Below are 22591 nucleotides of genomic sequence, written 5' to 3' on the forward strand. Positions count from 1 at the left end.
TCTGAGATGTTCATTCGTGTCCACCGGCAGGGCCGGTGGCGGAGCGGGCGGCGACCTCCGCACAGGCCGCGCCCAGGATTTCCAGCGCCTCGGCGGCTTCGTCGCGGCCGAGGGTCAGCGGCGGCAGGAACCGCGCGACATTGTCGTCGCGCCCGGCCAGCTCGAAGAGCAGCCCGCGGCGCAACGCCGCCGACCGAAGCCGTTGTGCCACTTCGGCGGACGACCGGGAACCCAGCGCGGTGAGCTCCACGCCGAGCATCAATCCGAGCCCCCGGACCTCACCGAGGAAGGGATACCGAGAGCGCAGCGCGAGCAGGCCCTCGCGCAGCAGCGCGCCGACCTCGACGACGTTGTCCAGCACGCCGTCCCGCGCCACCACCTCCATCAGCGCCGCGCCGGCGGCGAAGGCGAGCTGATTGCCGCGGAAGGTGCCGGTGTGCGCGCCGGGCGACCAGCCGTCCAGTCGCCGGTCGTAGAGGATGACCGAGGCCGGGTGGCCGCCGCCGAGGGCCTTGGACGCGACGATCACATCGGGTTCGATGCCGTACTGCTCGAAGGCGAACCAGGTGCCGGTGCGCCCGCATCCGGTCTGCACCTCGTCCACGATCAGCGGAATGTCGTGGGCGGCGGTGATCTTCCGGACCCGCTCGGCGAATTCTCGGCGCGCCGGGATCACCCCGCCCTCACCCTGGACCAGCTCCATGACCACGGCCGCGGGCCTGCGCACCCCGCCGTTCGGATCGGCGAGCATGTTCTCCAGGTACTGCGCGCAATTGATCGCGCACGTGTCCGGCGCCAGCCCGAGCGGGCATCGGTAGCAGTAGGAGTAGGGGAAGAACGCCACTCCCGGAAGCAGATTCGAGAGGTGCTCCTTGGACCCGCGCAGTCCGGTGAGCGCGATCGTGCTCTGGGTGCTGCCGTGGAACCCGCCATGGAAGGCGATGACGTCGCCGCGGCCGGTGGCGGTCTTGCACAGTTTCACCGCGGCGTCGATGCCGTCGGCTCCGGTCGGACCGCAGAAGTGGATCCTGGTGCGGTCCCGCATCGACACGGGCAGCAGCCCGATCAGCCGGTCGGTGAACTCCTGTTTGGCCGGTGTCGGGAAGTCGAGCAGATGCGGGTGGATGTCGAGCTGACGGTGCGCGGCGGCCACCAGGTCGGGATGGTTGTGGCCGAGGGCGAGAACACCTGCGCCGGAGAGGAAATCGAGGAAGACATTGCCGTCCAGATCGGTCAGATAGGAGCCGGAGCCGCCCGCCACCGCGATCGGCGTGTGCCGCGGATAGGTACGGGCGGACGATTCGACCTGATCCTGGTGGTCGAGGAGTCGCCGTGAGCGCGGGCCGGGCAGATCGGTGACGACCGCCGCGCGTGGCCGCACGGGGAGCTGCCGGGTCATCGGGGCAACCCTCCCGACACTGCGCCCCCGGTCGGCTCGGTGACCGGAGAAGTGCCGCCGCCGAACAACACCGGAGCCACCTCGACGGCGGGATCGAGCAGGTCGGCGACGGTGCGCGCGATCGTCTCCGCGCGCAGCGACAGCAGGCTGAACGATCCCGCGTCGGAGATGCCGTGCGAGGACTCGCACAGGTTGTAGACGAACAGCGGGGGCAGCGGGTGACCGTGTGCCCCGGCCACCCGGTAGTCGTAGCCGACCGCCACCGCACCCTGGTCGGTGCGGTGCAGCTGTGGCGCGAGGTTTTCCAGCAGCGGGGGATAGGGTTCCTGATCGGGCCGGGGACCGAAGTTGCGGAACCCGGTCGCCAGCAGCACCAGGTCGAACCGTTCCGGTGCGAACTCACCGCGGTGGCGGTCGCGCAGCGTGAGCACGATACCGTCCGCTTCCGCGGACACGTCCGAGACCTCGGAGTTGTTGCGCAGGAACACCTTCTGGTTTCCGTCCAGACGCTGCTCGTAGATCATCAGATACAGCGCCCGCAGGACATCGGCGTCGGCGGCCGAGTAGTTGGTGTAGCGCAGATCGAGATCCAGCGCGTCCTTGCTCTGCTGCGAGGCATGGAAGTAGTAGTCGACGAAGTCCGGCATGATGCTCTCCTCCATGAACGGGGAGACGTCCTTCATGCGAGGACCGAAACCGCGAGTGACGGTGACGATCTCGGCCTCGGGGAACCGCCGGGCCAGGTCGAGGGTCAGTTCGACGGCGCTCTGACTGCTGCCGATCACCGCGACCCGGCCGCCCCGGGCCAGCTCGCCGCCGAAGCGTGCCACGGTGCCCGCGTACCTGGTCAGGTGGGCGACACGGACGGAGTCGACGCGGTCGAAAGGGGCCGGGACGTAGGGTGTTCGGCCCGGTGCGAGCACCACGGTCCGGGCCAGCCGGAAATCCCCGGACGCGAGCCGGACCCGGTAGCCTTCGGCGCCGTCGGGCAGGGTGGCGACCTCCACCGAATCGACCGCGGCGGCGTATTCGACCCGGTCCGCGAAATGCGATGCCACCCAGGCGATGTACTGGCTGTATTCCTTCCGCAGCGGGAATTCCACGCCCAGGTTCAGGTATTCCAGCATGCGGCCCTGTTCGAACAGGAAATTGAGAAAGCTGTATTTGCTGCGCGGATTGCGTGGCGTCACCAGATCGCGCACCGGATTGTTCTGGGTGTCCGCCCCGGCGAGCAGCATTTCCGGCTGCCAGACCACACGTTCGCGGGCCTCGAGGAACAGCGGGCGCACCCGGGGCTGCAATTCCTCGAGCGCGACGGCCAGCGCGATATTGGCCGGCCCGAAGCCGATCCCGATCATGTCGTGCACGGTCGCGGTCATGATGTTCTCCTTCAGGCCGCCGCGCCGCGGGTGCGCGCCCGCAGCCGGTCCAGCACCCGGGTCAGCTCGTCGATGCTCGAAAGCACGTGATCCACACCCAGTTCGAGCAGCCGCCGCGGCTCGTCTCCGGTCTTGGCGCTGCCCACCGAGAGGTTGCCGCCGACGATCACCGGGCAGTCCAGCAGGCCGGCGGCGCGGGCGGCGCGCAGCGGGGAGACGTCTTCGACGGCATGCCCGTTGACCGACCCGATCACCACGGCGATGACATCCGGATTCGCGGCGAAGGACTCGGCGAATTCCGAGATCGGTGTGCAGGGGCCGAGATTGACGACGTGATAACCGAGTTGGTCGAGATGCAGGGCAATGATGTGATTCGCGACCGCGTGTGAATCGCTCGCCGCGACACCGAGAATCACGGTTTTCGGTGAAATGACCGGCCCCCCGGCGCGCATTTCGATGTTTCCACTTCCGGGCAATGCGTACATAGTCGGCTCTCTTGAAAAGATCTGCGGCTCAATGTGTTATGTGAAGTGTGACATTGCACAAGGCTAGCGAAGTGACCTAGGCCACGCAAGGAGCAAGTTCGCGCCTAGAAGACGAACCCTTCGGGGAAGGGGTCCGATGGGTCGAGCAGGTAGGTGGCGGTCCCGGTCAGCCATGCGCGCCCGGTGATCTCGGGAATGATCGCGGGATGATCGCCGACCGTCGTGGTCTCGATCGCGCGTGCGTGGAAGGTGGTGCCGAGGAACGAGTCGCTGCGCAGCACCGCGTCCGCGGCGAGCAGGCCGCGGGCATGCTGGCGGGCCAGCAGTGCGGAAGTGCCGGTGCCGCACGGGGATCGGTCGAACCAGCCGGGATGGATGGCCATGGCGTTGCGGGTGTGCGCGGGCTCGGAGTCCGGATCGAGGAACAGCACGTGCTTGCAGCCGGTGATTCCGCGGTCCTCGGCGTGCACCGGAGGACGGGACTCGTTGATGGCCGCCATGATTCGCAGTCCGGCATCGAGAATCCGGGCCTGTTCGGCTCGATCGAAGGGTAAGCCGAGCTTGGCGGGATCCACGATGGCGTAGAAGTTCCCGCCGTAGGCGAGGTCGTAGCGGACCGGACCGAGCCCGGGCACCTCGACCTCGTTGTCGAGGCTGTCGCAGTACGCGGGCACATTGCGCAGCGTGACCGAATCCGCGTGCCCCGCAGTGACGTTCACCGTCGCCACCACCCGCCCGGCCGGGGTGTCGAGCCGGATCTCGGTGGTCGGCTCGGTGACCGGCACCATGCCCGCCTCCACCAGGGCGGTTGCGACGCCGATGGTGCCGTGGCCGCACATCGGCAGCAGTCCGCTGACTTCGATGAACAGCACGCCGAAGTGCCCGTCGGCGGTGGTCGCCGGTTGCAGGATCGCCCCGCTCATCGAGGCGTGGCCGCGCGGTTCGTTGACCAGCAGCCGGCGCAGTCCGTCGAGATGGTCGATGAAGTAGGTGCGCCGCTGGGCCATGGTGTGGCCGGGAACGGTGCCGACCCCGCCGGTGATCACGCGGGTGGGCATGCCCTCGGTATGGGTGTCGATCGCGGAGATGATCTTGCTGCTGTGCATCGGGATTGTCCTTGTCGGTATCTCAGAGCGGGAGGTGCCCGGCATCGGATTCGATACGGCCGGAAGCGATCACCGCGGGCCGGTCGACGGTGAACGGCGCGATGTCGAGCTCCCCGGCGCGACCGGCGAGCGCGCGGGTCAGCACCTGCGCGGTGCCGATCGAGAGCCCGATGCCCGCGCCCTCGTGTCCGGTGGCGTGCCAGAGTCCGGGCAGCCGCGGGTCCGGGCCGATCACCGGGAGATGGTCGGCGAAGAACGGGCGGAAACCGCCGTACGCCCGCATGATCGCCGCGTCGGCCAGCACCGGATACAGGCGCAGCGCCCGCCGCGCGATGGCCGCCATGCTGTCGGGCCGCAGCCGGTTGTCGAAACCGCACTCGCGCCGGGACGAACCGAGCAGGATCGGCCCGCCGTGGGTGGATTCGATGACGGCCGAGGATTGCAGCTCGGCCTCCGAACTGCCCACCGCGCCCACGTAATCCGCGTCGTAGACCTTGTGGAAGACGGTGGGCGGCATGGGCGCGGTGATCAGGACGTCACCGCGGCGGGTGCGAACCGCGATCGGTGCGCCGAGCCGCTGCGCGACCCGGCCCGACCACGGTCCGGCCGCATTGATGACCACCTCGGCGTAGCGCGGCCCCCGGCTGGTCCGCACGCCGATCAGCCGTCCGTCACGCACGATGGATCCGGTGACCACACAGCGGGTTTCGATGACGGCTCCGGCCGCGGCGGCGGACCCGATCAGGGCCGCCGCCGCGCCGACGGGCTGGACCTGAGCGTCGTCGGGGTAGTGGACGCTCCCGGTCACATCCCGGGTCAACGCGGGTTCGGCCTGTGCCAACTGGTCCGCGTCGAGATCTTCGCAGTGCAATCCGACCGCGCGCTGCCCGGCCGCGAAGTCCGCCAGGGCGGCGGCCCCGGCCGCGTCGGTGGCGACGACGATGCCGCCCTTGGGATCCCATTCGACGGCCGCGGCCTCCTCGGGCATGGTCCGGGCGATGCGGGCCAGCACCTCGGGCCACAGTCGCCGCGACAGCCGGGAGAGCTCCAGCTCCGGTCCCGCGCCCTTGTCGGAGACGAGCACATTGCCCTCGCCGTGCGCGGTGGTTCCCGAGGCGAGCCCGCCCGCCTCGCAGATCCGCACCGACGCGCCCGCCAGGGCGAGCCGGTCCGCGATCGCGCAGCCGATGATGCCCGCGCCGATGATCAGCACGCCGACGCCGGGCAGCGAGCCGATGTCGGCGGCATCGAGGGTCGAGGAGTCGAGAGTCATTGCGGCCGCGCCCCGTCCACCGAACGCGGCACGCCGAGCGGATTGTCCGAGCGCAATGCCGGTGGCAACAGCTCCTCGGGCATCGACTGGAAGGCGATCGGGCGCAGGAACCGGGCCATGGCCGCGGTGCCGACCGAGGTGGTGGCCGGGGTCGTGGTGGCCGGATAGGGGCCGCCGTGCTGTTGTGCGTAGGTCACCGAGACCCCGGTGGGCCAGGAGTTCCACAGCACGCGACCGGCCGCGGCCGTCGCCGCCGTGAGCAGCGCGCGGGTGGTCTCGTCGGCGCCCTCACCGAAGATCGACACCGTCAGCTCCCCGTGCAGCGAGCGCGCCAGTTCCAGCAGCTCGGCGGTGTCCCGGTAGGTCACCAGCAGCGTTGCCGGGCCGAACATTTCGCGCATGAGGCCGTCGCGGTCGGCCAGCACGGCCCGCGCGGTGGTCGCCAGCAGCACGGCGGCCCCGGGTGGCTCGGCCAGAACACGCACCTGCGGATGCGACCGGACCTGCGTGAGGGCACGGGCGAATCCCTCGGCGATCTGATCGTTGAGCAGCTCGCCGGTCGGGGGCGGCGGTGCGGCGAGCAGTTCGGCCACCACCGTGGAGTCCTCGGGCACCGCGACCAGGCCGGGCTTGGTACACAGTTGCCCCGCACTCGAACTGACCGCGGTCAGCAGTCCCGAGGCGATCTCCCCGGCCCGGGTGCGCGCCGCCTCGGCGGTCACGAACACCGGATTGATCGATCCGAGTTCGCCGTAGAAGGGGATCGGGACCGGCCGTGCGCAGGCCAGGTCGTACAGCGCCCGCCCACCGGCCGTGGATCCGGTAAAGGTGACGGCGGCGACGGCGGGACGGGCCAGCGCTCGCACACCGGCGTCGCGGCCGAAGACCATCCCGAAAAGGCCACGGGGAGCGCCGCATTCGGCGATCGCCTCGTCAATGAGCGCTCCGACCGCACGGGACAGCGCCGGATGGCCGGGATTGGCCTTGACGACGACCGGGCATCCCGCCGCCCACGCAGAGGCGGTATCGCCCCCGGCGACCGAGAACGCGAACGGGAAGTTGCTCGCGGCGAAATTGAGCACCGGGCCCAGCGGAATGTTCATCCGGCGCAGGTCCGGTCGCGGTACGCCCATCGGCCACCGCGCGTCCGCGGTGTCGACGCGCACGTCCAGGAAGCCGCCGTCGACGACTGCCCGGGCGAACAGGCGCAGCTGGAAGCTGGTGCGCTGCAACTCGGCTCGCAGCCGCGCCTCGGCGAGCCGTGTTTCGAGCACGGCGAGCCGGATGAGCTCGGCGGCGTGGGAGTCGAGCCGGTCCGCGACGGTGTCGAGCAGCCGGGCGCGGTCACCCGCGGACGTGTCCGCCCAGGGCGCCGCGGCGGCGGCCGCGGCTTCGACGGCGGCGTCGACCTCCTCCGCCGTCGAGTCGGCGCTGGGCAGGATCGTGACGGTCATCGCGTAGTACTCCCGTATTCGCTGGTGGCTGAGGGTGTTTCGGCTAGTGGTAGCCCCGGGCCAGCACCTCGCGGGTGTCGGCGGTGATCTTGGCGACCAGCTCCGGGGCCAGCGGGACCCGGGGCGGGCGGCACGCGCCGCCGCGGCGTCCGGCCAGATCCATCGACAGCTTGATGGCGTGCACGAATTCGGTTTTCGAGTCCCAGCGCAGGAGCTTGTGCAGCTCGCGATACAGCGGCAGCGCCTTGTCCAGATCCCGGTTCACCGCCGCGTTGTACAGCTCGACGGTCACCTGCGGGATCGCGTTCGGGTAACCCGCGATCCAGCCGACCGCGCCGGCGATGCCGAGCTCGAGCACGACATCGTCGGAGCCGACCAGCACGTCGAGATCCGGTGCCAGCTCCTTGATCTCGTAGAAGCGGCGGACATCGCCGGTGAACTCCTTGACGCCGACGATCAGGCCCTCGGCATGGAGTTCGGCCAGAATGTCGGGCGTCAGGTCGATGCGGGTGTCGATGGGGTTGTTGTAGGCCACGATCGGCAGTCCCACCTGGGCCACCGTGCGGTAGTGGTCGAGGATCGAGTCGCGTCCGCCGCGATAGGTGTTGGGCGGCAACAACATCACCGCCTGCGCACCGGCCTCGGCGGCCTCCTCGGCCCAGCGCCGCGCCTGCAGCGCACCGTAAGCGGCGATGCCCGGCATGACGGTGAATCCGGCGGGGGCCGCGGCGACGGCCGTGGTCACCACGCGGGCCCGCTCCTCGTCGCCCAGGGTCTGGTATTCGCCGAGCGAGCCGTTGGGGCTCACGCCGTGACAGCCGTTGGCCGCCAGCCACGCCACGTGTTCGGCGTAGGCGTCGTAGTCGACCTCGAGGTCCGCGGTGAACGGCAGGGTCGTCGCGACCAGCACCCCGTGCCAGGGCTTGTTCACCGATGCGGTGGTCGGTGTCGCCGCCGGCGTGGTCGATTCGGACATGGTGGGCCTCCGTCGAGTCGAGAGTCCGGGTGAAGCGCCCGGTCGCGCCATGCCACACAGTGCGGTGTGACATTGCACTGACGCTAACCGGTGTCGGCCATGTTGCGCAACCACTTGACGTGATCACCGCCACTTCTCTACGGTGCAATGTCACACATCACCAAGCGATGAGGGTGGCGATGACCGCTGTCGACGATGGCACCGAAACCGGTCGACTGCTCACCGAAGGCGGCGCGAAAGCCCAGGCGCCCAAGGGACTCGGTCGGATCGTGGCCGCGGCCATGGCCGGCGCGGTCGCCGAATGGTACGAATTCTTCCTCTACGGCACGGCCTCGGCGCTGGTCTTCGGTCAGGTGTTCTTCCGTTCCGACGGCAAAGCGGTCGACGGCGTCATCGCGGCCTTCGCGCTGTACGCGGTCGGCTTCCTGGCCCGGCCGTTCGGCGGAATGGTGTTCGGGCATTTCGGAGATCGCCTGGGGCGCAAGGCGTTACTCCAGATCAGTCTGGTCGCGGTCGGTGTCACGACCTTCTCGATCGGCTGCCTGCCGACCTTCGGGGCCATCGGATACTGGGCCCCGATCCTGCTGGTGAGTCTGCGATTGCTGCAGGGCTTCGCATTCGGCGGCGAATGGGGCGGGGCGGTGCTGCTCGTCGGCGAGCACAGCCCCGATCACCGGCGCGGGTTCTGGGCCAGCTGGCCGCAGGCGGGAGTGCCGCTGGGCAATGTCGCGGCGACACTGGTGATGCTGGCGCTGTCCGCGCTGCTGTCCGACGCGCAGTTCCTGGCCTGGGGCTGGCGGGTCGGATTCTGGCTGTCGGCGGTGGTCGTGGCCCTGGGCTCCTGGGTGCGCTCGGGCGTCGACGAGGCACCGATCTTCCGCGAGGCCCAGGCGAAACACGAAGCGGAGCACCGCCGTTCGCCGAGTCTGAGGGAGGTGCTGCGCGAGCATCGGCGGGCGGTGCTGATCGGGATCGGCGCGCGCTTCGCCGAGAACATCCTCTACTACCTCGTGGTGACCTTCTCGATCACGTATCTGAAGCTCGTGGTGCAGGTCGACACCGCCCCGATTCTGACGCTGATGCTGATGGCGCATCTGCTGCACCTGTTCATGATTCCGGCCGCGGGGCTGCTCTCGGATCTGATCGGGCGCAAACCGGTCTATCTGACCGGCGCGGTGCTCACCGCGGGCTGGGGGTTCGTGGCCTTCCCGATGATGGACACCGGCAACTACGCGCTCATCATCGTCGCGATCACGCTCGGCCTGGCGATCGAATCGCTCACCTACGCACCGTATTCCGCGCTGATGACCGAGATGTTCCCGACGCGGGTCCGCTATACCGCGCTGTCGTTCTGCTATCAGGTCGCGCCGATCCTGGCCGGGTCGCTGGCGCCACTGATCGCCGTGGCCCTGTTGAACGGACTCCACAGTTCGGTGCCGATCTCGCTGTATCTGGCCGCGGCGGCGGCGATCTCGGTCGTCGCCGTCGGGTTCGCGCGGGAGACCGCGGGCGTGTCGCTGCGCGCGGTGGACGCGGCGGCCGACTCGCGCTGACTGCTCTATACAACGTGATATGGCATAGACTGTCCCAGACCGAGGGAATCAACGGATATGGGCAGGGGATGCCGACGTGAGTATCGACCACTTCACCCAGATGGAGAAGGTCAGCCTGCGCGACAAGGTGTCACAGGCGCTCCGCGCGGCCATCATCGCCGGTGAGATGGAACCGGGCGTGGTGTATTCGGCGCCGGCGCTGGGCGCGCGATTCGGGGTGTCCGCCACGCCCGTTCGCGAGGCGATGGTCGATCTGGCGCGCGAGAATCTCATTTCGATCGTGCCCAACAAGGGCTTTCGCGTCACCGAGGTGTCCGAGAAGGACCTCGACGACATCACCCGGATCCGGCTGCTGCTCGAACCGCCGATCGTCCGCGATGTCACGCCCCTGATCCCCGCCGAGGACTTTCCCCGCCTGCGCGAACTGGCCGCCAAGATCGTCGACGGCGCCGAGCGCGGCGATCTCGTCGAATACACCGCCGCCGACCATCTCTTCCACCTGACCCTGCTCGGCTACGCCGACAATTCCCGCCTCACCCAACTGGTCTCGGACCTGCGCGACCACACCCGCCTGTTCGGCCTCGCCTCCCTGGCCAAGAAGGGCCAGCTCGTCGACGTGGCCCGCGAACACTTCACCATCGTCGACCTCATCGAATCCCGCGACCAGGAGGCCGTCGAAGCCTTCCTGCGCGTCCACATCGGCCAGGCCCGCGGCCGCTGGGCCAAACCCGAAGACTAGGCGCGGGCGGCGAGGTCTGGCCGTCGTTCGGTGGCCTCGGGACTCACCCTCCGTCCGCACGAGCGGGGGTGCACTTCGGCCGGAGGTACCGGACCGCCGCCCGCGGGTCCGGAGTCACAGCCGCCCGGAAGGGGCGAGTCCGTACTTCCGGCTACCGGATCGGTACCTGCGTAGGAGGTACCGATCGTCGGCCGCGGAGAGGGTGGAACACGAGCCGCGGGCGATCCCGCCACGGCCGTATCCGAAGGAGATGCCCATGAGTTCGCGCGATATCAATACCCCCGCTCGCCCGCGCCGAGGACGGATCGCCGCCGCGGGGCGCAAGAGCCTCTTTCCCGCGGCATGGATCCTCGGCGGCCTCGGCGTGGTCGCGGCGGGGCTGCTGTTCGTCGCCGTACTGTTCATCCACGCCGGCCAGAACACCACCGGTGGGAACTGGCAACCTGCCGCACTCCTGGGACTGATCGCGTTGGCGTTCGGCGCGCCCATTCTGATCGCGGGTCTGCTCGTCCGGTTCGGCGTGGCGACCAAGGGCGACGACTGACCGCACCCCCTAGTGGGTGTCGGCGGAGGGTTCCAGTTCGGCGCGGGCGGCGAGGTTGTCGGCGACTTCGCGTTCCCAGACCGCGTTGGCCTTGCTGGTGTCGACCTCGAATTCCAAGCGCTGCACCGATTTCGGGTCGATATCGGCGACGTCGACGTAGAACTGGTCGTACCAGCGGCGCAGGTGGTAGACGGGGCCGTCTTCCTCGCACAGGAGCGGGTTGTCGATCTTGGATTTGTGTTTCCAGATCTCCACGTCCTGCAGGAAGCCGACGCTGATGCCCTCTTCCATCTTCTCCACCAGCAGCTGCGCCGCGTCGTCGGGCAGGCCGGTCGGCTTGTGCAGCGTCATGCCCCATTGCAGGACGAACGAGTCGTTGCTGACCGGGTAGTGGCAGTTGATCAGGACGCTTTCGATCTCGAAGCCGCCGAAGCTGTTCCGCAGCGGGTTGATCATGTAGGACGGCCCGAAGTAGGACGCCTCCGACACCAGCAGGGTGTCGCCGTAGTCGGCGGCGAAGCCGATGTCGGTGCGGGGCTTGGTCTTCAGGTACTGGGTGGCGACGTGGCCCTCGAAGACGTTCTTGAACTGGACGGGGAAGGCGTAGTGGATATAGAAGAAATGCGCCATGTCCACGATGTTGTCGATGATCTCGCGGCAGTGCGCGCCCTCGATGAGCAGCGAGTTCCACGTCCAGGGCGTCCACTCGTCGCTGTGACCGCCGTCGGGCAGGCAGGGGCCCTCGATGAGCGGGATGGTGACCTCGGGCGCGGGCGGGTTGGCCTCGTGGTCGTGCCAGACGAACAGCTGGCCGTTGCGCTCGAGGGTGGTCCAGGCGCGGGTGCGCGCCAGGGGCGGAACCCGCCGTGCATAAGGGATCTCGGTGCACTTGCCCGAACCATTCCAACGCCAGTCGTGGAACGGGCAGGCGATATCGCCGTTCTTCACCTCGCCGCGTGACAGATCGCCGCCGAGGTGGCGGCAGTAGGCATCGAGCACCCGCAGTTCGCCGTCCGAGTCGGCCCACACGACCAGCTTGGTGCCGAAAGCTTCTACCGCATGCGGTTTTCCGTCCCGGAAGGATGCCGCCAGTCCCAGGCAGTGCCAGCCGCGGGCGAAGCGGGTGGGCGCGTCGCCCACATCGATCTCTCGCACGCCGCGGGTCTGTCTCGGTGCGGTCGAATCCATCGTCAATCCACCTGTCGCATCAACACATTCAGAACATTCCCAGCTTCGGGGCAAGTTCTTAGCCACGCAAATTGTCGAAGATCTCAGAGTGGGTCCTCGCCGACATCGGTGCTGGCGAAACGTTTTTCATTGGGAACGACCGTGTTCCAGTTCACTTCGGGGCTCGGGCCGAACGCGCCGGGCGGCCGCCTCGGCTCTCCCCCTCGGAGCCCGATTCGGCTGCCTACGCTGCCTCTATGAGGATTTGGATCGTCGACGCGTTCACCGATCAGCCGTTCAAGGGAAATCCGGCGGGGGTGTGCTTGCTGCCGTCCGGCGCTTGGCCGTCGGACAGCTGGATGCAGTCGGTGGCCGCTGAGATCAACCTTTCCGAGACAGCCTTCGCGAAGCCGACGCATCCGGGCGCAACCCAGGACTGGGATCTGCGATGGTTCACCCCTACCCAGGAGATCCGGATGTGCGGGCACGCCACACTGGCGACTGCGCATCTGCTGGTTTCCACCGGCGCACTCACCAACCTGGCACGGTTCCATACGCTCAGCGGTGAGCTCTCGGCTCGACCGCGAACCGATGGCGCGATCGAATTGGACTTTCCCGTCAGCTCGCTCGGCGAGATCGAGGCCGAACCCGGTCTGGCCGAAGCCCTCGGCGCCACCCCGGTAGGGGTATACGCCGCGAGCGGTCTCGACGACATCGTGGCCGAGCTCAGCGGTGAAGCCGTCGTGCGGAGGCTCGAACCCGATATGGCCGCATTGATGACGTTGCGGGCCAAGGGGGTGATCGTCACCGCCGTCGCCGATGATCCGACGGGCGAATACGCGTTCGTCTCACGCTGTTTCGGCCCGCAACTCGGCATCCCGGAAGACCCGGTCACCGGCAGCGCCCACACGGCGCTGGCGCCGTTGTGGGCCTCCCGCCTGGGACGTTCGGTCCTGACCGGATTGCAGGTCTCCGTCCGGACCGGACTCGTCGAGACCGAGCTCGTCGGTGACCGCGTCCTCTTGATCGGTCGGGCGGTCACCGTGATCGACGGGGAATTGCACGCCTGACCTCCTGGCCGGGATCGGTCGCGCGCACGCTGAATCCTGTGCCAGCACAGTTGAATTCGACGGCCTCCAGCGATCTCGGCGGCGGAAAGCCCACTGCGGGACTGCCCGTCTCGTGGACTGGAGGATTGTTTCCCGGCACAACCCCGGGTCGTGTGAGAAGGTGAAGTTTCACTCGCGGATCCGGCGCTGTCGGCTCCGGTTACGGGTGCCGACGTAACCGGATGGAGGAAATGCGTGGTAGAGGCAACGTTCGATGCGGCCGAGCTGGTGGGACATCGCTACCGCACCGACGACTTCTACGAGGTGGGGCGGGAGAAGATCCGCGAATACGCCCGAGCGGTCCAGGATTTCCACCCGGCGCACTGGAACGAGGACGCGGCCGCGGCGCTCGGCTACTCCGGTCTCGTCGCACCGACCACCTTCATCGCCACCGTGGCCATGCTGGCCAACCGCAGGCTGGTGGAGACCCTGCTGACCGGCTACCAGGTGGTCGTGCAGACCGATCAGGTCTTCGAGATGCACAAACCAGTGCTCACCGGTGACCGATTGGTCAGCGGTGTCGAACTGTCGGCCGTGCGTCGCATCGGGGGCAGGGACCTGCTCACCATCACCAACACCTTCACCGACGCGAGCGGTGACCTCGTGCAGAGCATGGACACCACCCTGCTCGGTCTCACCGGTGAGGACGTCAGCGCCGAGATCAGCACGGCAATCGAACGCGTCGTCATGAGCGGGCTCGACACCCCGTCGCGATCCGGCGGCACGACCGTCGAGGTGAGCGAGCCTGCCACCGGATCCGAGACCTCTGCACCTGTTTCGCGGATCTCGCGCACGCGAGTCCCTGTCACCGCGTTCCGATTCGAGGACATCGCCGTCGGCGACGAACTACCCGCCCGCACCGCGACCCTGACCCGTGGCGACCTGGTCAACTATGCCGGTGTCTCCGGGGACGCGAACCCCATCCACTGGCACGACGGCGTGGCCGCGCTCGCGGGCCTCCCGGACGTGATCGCCCACGGCATGCTCACCATGGGCCTGGCCGCCGGTTTCGTCACCGAATGGCTCGGTGACCCGGGCGCGATCCTCAGATACGGTGTCCGCCTGTCGAATTACACGATCATCGAAGCCGCCACCGCCGGCACCGTCGAGTTCACCGGCCGCATCAAGTCGATCGATCCCGACAACAGGACGGCGGTGGTCGTCATCGTCGCGAAGTCCTCCGGCCGCAAGATCTTCGGCCTCGCCACCGCGGAGGTCCGCCTCGCCTGACTGCGCTCGGTTCCCGGTGCGGGCTCCGCGTCGGGAACCATTGCCGCAGTGGTGAGCCGCTAGGGCAGGGCGTGCAGCCAGAGTCTGCTGCGGTCATCGTCGGTGGTGGCCAGCAGCAGACCGGTGCGCAACGCGAACATCCGGGCCACGGCCGTCGGTGTGGGTAGCGAAATCTGTTGCCAGTCGGTGCAATCGGGGTTCAATGAGTGCAGCTGCACAGTGTGGTCGAAGGTGGCCAGAGCCAGCATCCGTGCACCGGCGGGCAGGAGTTGGAGGGTGTCGACCGTTGTGGCGGATGGGCCGGTGACCGGTTGCGTGTCGGCGGCGGGCCAGCACAGCAGGTGTGGCGACGCGCCGATGGATTGACCGAGCACGGTGCACGCGGTCGTGCAGGCGACGCGGGACGCGACCGCGTTCGTGCCCGCCATTTCGTGACGCTGCCAGGCGACGGCGTCGGGCGAGGTCCATTCCACGGGCCGTAGCACGTTGTCGCGCAAGGTTTCTCCGACGATCACGAATCCGGCCGGACCGGTCGTGACCCCCGACGCGCCGGTCTGCTCGCCGGGTGCGGACGACAGCGCCGGGTCCTCGGCGTGACGGACCCAGTCCGCCCCGTTGGCCGAGGTCCAGAACGCCGCGCCGTAGCGGCCCTCGGGCCCGTCCCAGTCGCCGATGAGCAGATCGGTGCCGCCCAGCGCGGCGGCCGCGCTCACCGCGATGGCGTGCGGCCCGCCGAACATCTCCATGGCCTGCGGATGCTCGGTGAGCCCGTGGGCATCCCCGCTCCAGATGGTCATGCGCGGATTGCTGTGCGCGCCACCGAAAGCCTGCCCCAGCACCACGGTCCGGTCGCCGGCTCCGGCCGAGATCAGTTCCGCCAGTTTGGCGTACGCGCTCTCGCCGCGGACCGGGATCGTGGTCCAGTGGCTGCCGTCGGTGCTCGTCCAGGCCGCGGGGCTGCGGCCGTCGGGGGCGGGGATCGAGCCCAGCGCCAGCACTCCGTCTGCGGTCGGGACGAATTCCAGGACGCGGGCGTCGTGCTGGGGCAGGGACAGTTCCCGCCAGGGGGAATCCGGTGTCCGCGCCGCGCATGCGGTCGCCAGCGCGAGCACCGCCACCAGGACAATTGACCACCTCATTCGGACACTGTGCCAGAACCGCCACGCCACGGGGCGATTCCGCGGGATCTGATCGCCGCGCCGAGGCACATCCGAAAAGCGGACCGTTCGGTATGTCACGATGCGGGATCGTGACGACGATCCGGACGATTCGGACGTGGATTCTGGTGGCGCTGGCGGCAGCGCTGCTCGCTGTGCCCGCGCACGCCAATCCGGCGGCCGATCTGCTGGAGCCGCCACGCGATCCGGCCAAGATCATGCCGACGCCGCCCGCCGACGCCTTCTACGTGCCGCCGCCCGGATTCGAGGCCAAAGCGCCGGGCACCCTGCTCGCGGTGCGCACCACCGGCGGAATCTGGCCGACCGCACGGGCATTGGAGCTACTGCTGCGCTCCACCGACGCCCACGACCGGCCCATCCCCGCCGTCGCCACGCTGCTGCTGCCCAACGCGCCATGGACCGGACCGGGCACGCGGCCGCTGGTCTCCTACAACCATCCGATCTCCTCACTGGGCTCGGACTGCGCACCCTCGGTGGAGCTCAAACAGTCCCGCACCAACGGCATACTGCCGATTCAGCTGCTGCTGACGAAGAACTACGCCGTCGTGGTGCCCGATCATCAGGGACCGCGGCAGGCCTACGCGGCCGGACGGCTGGGCGGGCACATCATTCTCGACGCCGTGCGGGCCGTGCTGCACACGCCGATGCCGGGGCTGGATCCGGCCAGTCCGGTAGTGATGACCGGCTATTCCGGCGGCGCGATCGCGACCAGCTGGGCCGCGCAACTGGCCGCGACTTACGCGCCCGAACTCACCATCACCGCCGCGCTCATCGGCGGCGGGCCGACCGACTACCGCCTGGTCGTACCGGCCATGAACGGCCGCAACGCCGCCTCGGGCGTGCTGCTGGCCGCGGCGCTGGGGCTGGCGCGTGAGTATCCGGAACTGCTGTCACTGCTCAATGACAACGGCTGGCGGCTGGCGCAGCTGTTCAAGGACATGTGCGTGGAGTCCGAATCGAATCTCGGTGCGCTGCTGCCGATTCGGGTCGAGCAGCTCACCAACGTGCCCGATCCGCTGTCGGTGCCGATCGTGCGGCAGGTGCTGGCCGAGAACCGGCCCGGCGCGACCGCGCCGCGCATGCCGATCTTCCTGTATCACGGCCGGCAGGATATCTGGATTCCCTACGCGAGTTCGGAAGTGCTGTACCGGGATTGGTGCGCACACGGGGCGCGGGTGCGCCTGCAACCCTTGCCCGGCGAGCACTTCATCGTCGGCGTGACCGAGGTGCTGATCGATCACTTCTGGGTGGAGGACGCGCTGGCCGGAACCCTGGTGCCGCAGGGCTGCAACCACAACTGAGAACCCGGGTTCAGGATCGGGCGGCGCGGGGCCGGTCGTCGCGGCGGTGGCGGGCCAGCTGCAGTTCCAGCAGCAGCCGGTCGGCGGGGTCGTCGAGGTCGATGCCGGTGATGTCCTGGGCGCGACGCAGCCGGTAGCGCAACGTGTTCGGGTGAATGCTCAGCGCGGTGGCCGCGGCGCGCACATCGCCGTGGTGGCGCAGATAGTGATTCACGCTCGCCTCGAGCTGGGCGGCGTGGGTGCGGTCGTAGTCGATCAGGGCGCTCAGGCGCGGATCATGGAGCTCGGGGCGGGCGGCGATGAGATCGAGGATCTCGCCCAGCAGCACCGCGGTGCGCGAATCAGCCAGGGTGGTGACCCGGTCCCTGGGGAAGGTGGCCGCGGTGCTGTCGAGCACGCGGTCCACCTCCAGGCGGGCGCGGGCGACGTGGCCGAGCTCGGGGACCGGAATCGCGATGGCCGCGCGCAGGATCAGGGCACTGGCCGATTCCAGCTGGTCGACCAGCTGGCGGGTCCAGGCGGTGACGGCGCGCGCGGACTGGTAGCGCGGCAGCAGGACATAGGCGCGATCCCCGATGAGGGTGGCCAGGGAGTCGCGGCGAAATGCCCCGGCGCGCAGGCGAAGCGCGCTGCCCAGGGTCTCGCGGTCCCGCGCGGCGCTCGCCTCACCGGACAGGGCGAAACCGAGCACCGCGGCCGGGCCGGTCACCGGAATGCCGAGCGCCGCCGCCACCGACGGCACATCCACGCCCTCCCCGCGCGCACCGAACAGGCGCTGGATGAGCAGCGCCTCGGTGGAGGGGGCGTCCAGGCTGCGGGAGATGATGCGGGCCGCGATCGCCGACGCGCCGCGCAGCACCTCCGCCGCACCGGCTTTGAACGGACGCTCGCCCTCCTGCAGCCAGATCGAACCGAGCGCCGTGCCCGCCCGGTCGTCGCCGGAGCGCCGGATGCCCACGGCCAGGCGGTGTTTGATGGCGAGCTCGGGGTGTGCCGGCAGCTCGACGACCTCGTCGGTCTGGCGCAACCGGTCGAAGACGCCCCACTGCTGCAGGATCCGCAGATACTCGCGCGGGCCCTCCCGGCCGAGGATCGATTGCACGCGTAGCGGGTCGGCGGCCTCGTTGGAGGCGGAGTAGGCCAGCACCTTCGAGTGCGGGTCCTCGATGGTCACCATGCCGCCCGCGCTCTGCGCCACGATCTTCGCCAGCCCGTACAGGTCGGTGTCCACCGCCAGCAGTTCTCGCACGGCACCCGTCTCGGTGATCGGATCACCCAGTTTGTTCTCCACCAACGCGCGTGCCTCCGAGGACGGGTACGGATTCAGCCGAACCTACAACACCTGCGGCTCGTGTTTGGCCGATCGGCTCAATATTCGTGGCGCGGTTCGCGGTTGACTCGGCGTATTCGCACAGTGGCTCGGGCCACATTTTCGCCAGGAGGATGTCATGGACGCTGTCACGGTCACGCCGCCACCGGTGAACGAACCGGTGGGCAACTTCGCGCCCGGGAGTCCGGAGCGAGCACGGCTGCGGGAGAAGCTGGCCGAGCTCACCGCGACGGCGGTCGAGATTCCGCATGTGATCGCGGGCAAGGAGCGGCGCGGCGGCGGGGACGTGGTCGATGTGGTGCAGCCGCATCGGCATTCGGCGGTGCTGGGGACGATCACGGTCGCCGAGGCCACCGACGCGGCCGAGGCGATCGAGGCGGCGGTGGCGGCCGCGCCCGCCTGGCGCGCGCTGTCCTTCGACGAGCGGGCGGCGGTGTTCCTGCGGGCGGCCGATCTGCTGTCGGGACCGTGGCGCGAGACGGTGGCGGCGGCGACCATGCTGGGCCAGTCCAAGACCGCGTATCAGGCCGAGATCGACGCGCCGTGCGAGCTGGTGGACTTCTGGCGGTTCAACGTGCACTTCGCGCGCGGAATTCTCGCCGAGCAGCCGATCTCGGTGCCGGGGGTGTGGAATCGGGTGGAGTACCGGCCCCTGGAAGGGTTCGTGTACGCGATCACGCCGTTCAACTTCACCGCGATCGCCGGGAACCTGCCGACCGCTCCGGCGCTGATGGGCAATACGGTGGTGTGGAAACCCTCACCCACGCAGGCTCTTTCGGCCTATTGGACGATGCGGCTGCTCGAGGCGGCGGGCCTGCCGCCCGGCGTGATCAACCTGGTGCACGGGCACGGGCCCGAGGTGTCGGCGGTGGCCTTGGCCGACCGGCGGCTGGCCGGAATCCACTTCACCGGATCGACGGGGACCTTCCAGCATCTGTGGCGGTCGGTGGCGGAGAACCTGGCCGGATACGACACCTATCCGCGGCTGGTCGGGGAGACCGGCGGCAAGGATTTCGTGATCGCGCACAGCTCGGCCGATCCGGAGGTGTTGAGCACGGCCCTGATTCGCGGGGCGTTCGACTATCAGGGGCAGAAGTGCTCGGCGGCGTCGCGGGCGTTCGTACCCAAGTCGGTGTGGTCGCGCATGTCGGGCGATTTCCTGGGCAAGGTGTCGGAGCTGACCTACGGCGACGTCACCGATTTCACGAATTTCGGTGGGGCGCTCATCGATCGGCGGGCCTTCGACCGCAATGTGGCCGCCCTCGAGCGGGCCAAGGCCACCCCGAGCCTGACCGTGCTCACCGGCGGGCGCGCCGATGACAGCGTGGGCTGGTTCGTTGAGCCGACGGTGCTGCTGGGCGAGGATCCCGGCGACGAGGCGTTCCGCACCGAGTACTTCGGGCCGATCCTGGCGGTGCACGTCTACGACGATTCGGCACCGGGCGGGTTCGACGAGGCGCTCGGACTGGTCGATCGCGGCTCGGCCTACGGCCTGACCGGCGCGGTGATCGCCGACGATCGGGCCGCGGTCGCGACGGCGACCGAGCGACTTCGGTTCGCGGCGGGCAACTTCTACATCAACGACAAGCCGACCGGCGCGGTGGTCGGGCAGCAGCCCTTCGGCGGTTCGCGGGCCTCGGGCACCAACGACAAGGCCGGGTCGGCGCAGAACCTGCTGCGCTGGACCTCGGCGCGCACCATCAAGGAGACCTTCGTGCCGCCGCGCGATCACCGGTATCCGCATCAGGCGGCGGAAGCGGGGGAGCGCTGATGTTCAGCACAGTCATGCGTCCGGCGCTGCTGGCGGCCGCGCGGTCCCCGCGTGTGGAACGGACCGTCACCGGGATGGCGTCGACCCGGAAGGTGGTGCGGCGCTTCGTCGCCGGGGAATCCGAGGCGCACGCGGCGCACGCCACCGCGGCGCTGCTCGAGTCCGGGCGCTACGCGAGCATCGACTACCTCGGCGAGGACACCACCGACCTCGAGCAGGCCCGCGCGACCGTCGCGCACTACCTGACCCTGCTCGAATCCCTCGCCGAGCTGCCGGGCGCGGCGGGAGAGGTTCGGCCGCTGGAGGTTTCGCTCAAACTCTCGGCGCTGGGCCAGTCGCTGCCGCGCGACGGCCAGGCCATCGCCCTCGAGCACGCCCAGAAGATCTGTGCCGCCGCCGCGGCCGCCGGGGTCTGGGTGACCGTCGACGCCGAGGACCACACCACCACCGACTCCACGCTGGCGGTGGTGCGTGCGCTGCGCGCGGACTTCCCGTGGGTGGGCACCGTGCTGCAGGCGTATCTGCTGCGCACGGAGGGCGACTGCCGCGACCTGTCGGGCCCCGGATCGCGAATCCGCCTGTGCAAGGGCGCGTATCGCGAACCCGCCGGGGTCGCCTACCAGCACCGCGACGAGATCGACGCCTCCTATCTGCGCTGCCTCGACATCCTCATGCGCGGCCAGGGCTACCCGATGGTGGCCACCCACGACCCGCTCATGCTCGAGGCGGCCTTCGGCTACGTCCGGTCGGCGCGCCGCGATCCCGACCGCTTCGAGTTCCAGATGCTCTACGGCATCCGCGACGAGGAGCAGCGCCGCCTGGTCGCCACCTGCGCACACCTGCGCACCTACGTCCCCTACGGCGACCAGTGGTACGGCTACTTCATGCGCCGATTGGCCGAGCGCCCAGCCAATCTCGCGTTCTTCCTGCGCTCGTTCGGTCCCGGCGCACGCCGCTGACCGTGGCGGCGAGCCGCGGCGCGACACGCGGCCGCCGCCGAAACCGCAGGCTTTGGCCGGTCGGACAACGTTTCTGAACTTTATTTAACCAATCGCCTGATCCCAGCGTCGGGCGTGTTCCGATTAGCTGAGCTAGCTCGGAATGTGACCTGCGTCTCTGCATCGGAGCGGGGCGCAGCGGAACGAAAGGATCCCGCATGTCCCTCGCGGAATTGCGCGGCCAGATCTTGCGCCGCAAACCGATCTCGGACGTGGTGGAAGACACGCCGTCGGATGAGCAGTTGTCCAAACATCTCGGTCTGTGGCAGCTGACGGCCATCGGCGTGGGCGGGATCATCGGCGCGGGGATCTTCGCGCTGGCCGGGTCGGTGGCCAACAAGACCACGGGGCCTTCGGTTCTCATCTCGTTCCTGATCGCCGGTGTGGCCAGTGCGTGCGCGGCGCTGTGCTACGCGGAGTTCGCGGGCATGGTGCCCAAGGCGGGGTCGGCCTACACCTACGGGTACGTGTCGCTCGGTGAGCTGGGCGGGTGGTTCATCGGGTGGGACCTGTTGCTCGAGTACGTGGCGGTGGCGGCGGTGGTCGCGATCGGTGTGTCCGGGTATTTCAACTTCCTGCTGGATCAGATCGGAATCCACTTGCCGCACTGGATGCTCGGGGCCTCGGGCACCGGCGACGGGCACGTGGTCGACGTCTTCGCGATCCTGTTCTGTCTGGGCAGCGCGTGGATCCTCTCGCGCGGCATCCGCAGTGTGGGGCGGTTCGAGACGGTCGCGGTGGGGATCAAGGTGGCGATCGTGGTGCTGATCATCGTGCTCGGCGTTTTCAAGATCAATAGCGCGAACTACCACCCGTACTTCCCGTTCGGCACCGGCGCGGTGTGGACGGGTGCGGCGACGGTGTTCTTCGCGGTGTTCGGCTACGACGCCATGAGCACCGCGGCCGAGGAGTCCACCGAGGCGAAAAAGCATCTGCCCAAGGCGATCATGTACTCACTGGCCATCGCCATGGTGCTCTACGTGCTGGCCTGCCTGGTGCTCACCGGCATGCAGAACTACAAGGACATCAGCCCGACATCCGGGTTCTCCTCCGCGTTCAAGGCCGCCGGCATGCCCGACATCGCCAACATCATCGCCGTCGGCGCGATCGTCGGCATCATCACCGTAGTGCTCACCTTCATGCTGGGCGTGACCCGCGTCTGGTACGCCATGAGCCGCGACGGGCTGCTGCCAGCGTGGTTCGCCAAGACCCACCCGACCCGCAAGGTGCCCACCCGCGTCACCTGGATCGTGGGCGCTGGCTCGGCGATCCTGGCCGGGCTGCTGCCCATCAATACCGTTGCGGAACTGACCAATATCGGCATTCTGATGGCCTTCATCGTGGTCAGCATCTCGGTGATCGTGCTGCGCTACACCCGCCCCGACGAGCCGCGCGAATTCCGTCTGCCGCTCATGCCGGTCGTCCCGATCGTCGGCATCGGCTTCTCCATCTACCTGATCTGGTCGCTGCCCTGGGAAACCTGGGTCCGCTTCGCGGTGTGGCTGGTGGCGGGACTGATCGTGTACTTCGGCTACTCCCGCTTCCATTCGCGGCTGGCGACGCCGGTGATCGTCGATAAAGCCTGAGCCACAAGAACTC

The 22591-nt window shown here is 68.8% G+C and carries 19 protein-coding genes; 9 read left to right on the plus strand and 10 right to left on the minus strand.

Annotated features, from left to right (window positions below; translation table 11 throughout):
* Positions 1-10: 10 nt before the first annotated feature.
* From GPX89_RS34970 to GPX89_RS35000, 7 genes are all read right to left on the minus strand, one after another.
* Complete coding sequence (locus GPX89_RS34970; protein ID WP_157392023.1) at positions 11-1399, minus strand: aspartate aminotransferase family protein; 1389 nt, start codon at positions 1397-1399, stop codon at positions 11-13.
* The gene (locus tag GPX89_RS34975; protein WP_157392024.1) at positions 1396-2778 is read right to left on the minus strand and encodes a SidA/IucD/PvdA family monooxygenase; all 1383 of its coding nucleotides are present in this window, start codon (positions 2776-2778) and stop codon (positions 1396-1398) included. The genes GPX89_RS34970 and GPX89_RS34975 overlap by 4 nt, the downstream gene beginning before the upstream one ends.
* Positions 2779-2789: 11 nt before the next feature.
* The gene (locus GPX89_RS34980) at positions 2790-3230 is read right to left on the minus strand and encodes a cobalamin-dependent protein (RefSeq protein WP_157392025.1); all 441 of its coding nucleotides are present in this window, start codon (positions 3228-3230) and stop codon (positions 2790-2792) included.
* Between the two features lie 137 nt (positions 3231-3367).
* Positions 3368-4369 carry a proline racemase family protein gene (locus GPX89_RS34985; RefSeq protein WP_157392026.1) on the minus strand — a complete coding sequence of 334 codons (1002 nt, stop codon included), beginning with the start codon at positions 4367-4369 and terminating at the stop codon, positions 3368-3370.
* 22 nt (positions 4370-4391) lie between these two features.
* Positions 4392-5642, minus strand: coding sequence for an NAD(P)/FAD-dependent oxidoreductase (locus GPX89_RS34990; RefSeq protein ID WP_157392027.1), 1251 nt, complete (start codon positions 5640-5642; stop codon positions 4392-4394).
* Positions 5639-7096: an aldehyde dehydrogenase family protein gene (locus GPX89_RS34995; RefSeq protein ID WP_157392028.1), complete on the minus strand. Its 1458-nt coding sequence runs from the start codon at positions 7094-7096 to the stop codon at positions 5639-5641. The genes GPX89_RS34990 and GPX89_RS34995 overlap by 4 nt, the downstream gene beginning before the upstream one ends.
* A gap of 43 nt (positions 7097-7139) precedes the next feature.
* Positions 7140-8072 (minus strand): dihydrodipicolinate synthase family protein, encoded by a 933-nt coding sequence (locus GPX89_RS35000; RefSeq protein ID WP_157392029.1) that lies wholly within the window; start codon positions 8070-8072, stop codon positions 7140-7142.
* Between the two features lie 179 nt (positions 8073-8251).
* On the opposite strand from GPX89_RS35000, the gene GPX89_RS35005 reads away from it, so the two are divergent.
* The 3 genes from GPX89_RS35005 to GPX89_RS35015 all read left to right on the plus strand — a co-directional run bounded on the left by GPX89_RS35005 (position 8252) and on the right by GPX89_RS35015 (position 10908).
* Positions 8252-9625: an MFS transporter gene (locus tag GPX89_RS35005; RefSeq protein WP_157392030.1), complete on the plus strand. Its 1374-nt coding sequence runs from the start codon at positions 8252-8254 to the stop codon at positions 9623-9625.
* A gap of 76 nt (positions 9626-9701) precedes the next feature.
* Complete coding sequence (locus GPX89_RS35010) at positions 9702-10364, plus strand: GntR family transcriptional regulator (protein ID WP_328602648.1); 663 nt, start codon at positions 9702-9704, stop codon at positions 10362-10364.
* Between the two features lie 256 nt (positions 10365-10620).
* Positions 10621-10908 (plus strand): hypothetical protein, encoded by a 288-nt coding sequence (locus GPX89_RS35015; RefSeq protein ID WP_157392031.1) that lies wholly within the window; start codon positions 10621-10623, stop codon positions 10906-10908.
* Positions 10909-10917: 9 nt separating this feature from the next.
* Here the strand turns inward: GPX89_RS35015 and GPX89_RS35020 are convergent, their stop codons facing one another.
* The gene (locus GPX89_RS35020) at positions 10918-12096 is read right to left on the minus strand and encodes a Rieske 2Fe-2S domain-containing protein (protein ID WP_157392032.1); all 1179 of its coding nucleotides are present in this window, start codon (positions 12094-12096) and stop codon (positions 10918-10920) included.
* A 236-nt stretch (positions 12097-12332) separates the two neighbouring features.
* On the opposite strand from GPX89_RS35020, the gene GPX89_RS35025 reads away from it, so the two are divergent.
* Positions 12333-13145 (plus strand): PhzF family phenazine biosynthesis protein, encoded by an 813-nt coding sequence (locus GPX89_RS35025; RefSeq protein ID WP_157392033.1) that lies wholly within the window; start codon positions 12333-12335, stop codon positions 13143-13145.
* 234 nt (positions 13146-13379) lie between these two features.
* Complete coding sequence (locus GPX89_RS35030; RefSeq protein WP_328602649.1) at positions 13380-14414, plus strand: fused (3R)-hydroxyacyl-ACP dehydratase subunits HadA/HadB; 1035 nt, start codon at positions 13380-13382, stop codon at positions 14412-14414.
* 59 nt (positions 14415-14473) lie between these two features.
* On the opposite strand, the gene GPX89_RS35035 is transcribed toward GPX89_RS35030, so the two are convergent.
* Positions 14474-15553 carry a hypothetical protein gene (locus GPX89_RS35035; RefSeq protein ID WP_157392034.1) on the minus strand — a complete coding sequence of 360 codons (1080 nt, stop codon included), beginning with the start codon at positions 15551-15553 and terminating at the stop codon, positions 14474-14476.
* Positions 15554-15663: 110 nt separating this feature from the next.
* On the opposite strand from GPX89_RS35035, the gene GPX89_RS35040 reads away from it, so the two are divergent.
* A complete protein-coding gene (locus GPX89_RS35040) occupies positions 15664-16893 on the plus strand; it encodes a lipase family protein (RefSeq protein WP_328602650.1) in 1230 nt (409 codons plus the stop codon).
* A 10-nt stretch (positions 16894-16903) separates the two neighbouring features.
* Here the strand turns inward: GPX89_RS35040 and GPX89_RS35045 are convergent, their stop codons facing one another.
* Positions 16904-18184 carry a PucR family transcriptional regulator gene (locus GPX89_RS35045; protein WP_328602678.1) on the minus strand — a complete coding sequence of 427 codons (1281 nt, stop codon included), beginning with the start codon at positions 18182-18184 and terminating at the stop codon, positions 16904-16906.
* 157 nt (positions 18185-18341) lie between these two features.
* On the opposite strand from GPX89_RS35045, the gene pruA reads away from it, so the two are divergent.
* The 3 genes from pruA to GPX89_RS35060 all read left to right on the plus strand — a co-directional run bounded on the left by pruA (position 18342) and on the right by GPX89_RS35060 (position 22578).
* A complete protein-coding gene (pruA, locus tag GPX89_RS35050; RefSeq protein ID WP_157392036.1) occupies positions 18342-19994 on the plus strand; it encodes an L-glutamate gamma-semialdehyde dehydrogenase in 1653 nt (550 codons plus the stop codon).
* On the plus strand, positions 19994-20953 hold the full coding sequence (locus GPX89_RS35055; RefSeq protein ID WP_198347738.1) for a proline dehydrogenase family protein: 960 nt from the start codon (positions 19994-19996) through the stop codon (positions 20951-20953). Before pruA ends, GPX89_RS35055 begins: the two co-directional genes overlap by 1 nt.
* Positions 20954-21150: 197 nt before the next feature.
* Positions 21151-22578 carry an amino acid permease gene (locus GPX89_RS35060; RefSeq protein ID WP_157392037.1) on the plus strand — a complete coding sequence of 476 codons (1428 nt, stop codon included), beginning with the start codon at positions 21151-21153 and terminating at the stop codon, positions 22576-22578.
* The last annotated feature ends 13 nt before the right edge of the window (positions 22579-22591 follow it).

The organism is Nocardia terrae (genome assembly GCF_009760405.1).
Taxonomy (GTDB): Bacteria; Actinomycetota; Actinomycetes; order Mycobacteriales; family Mycobacteriaceae; genus Nocardia; species Nocardia terrae.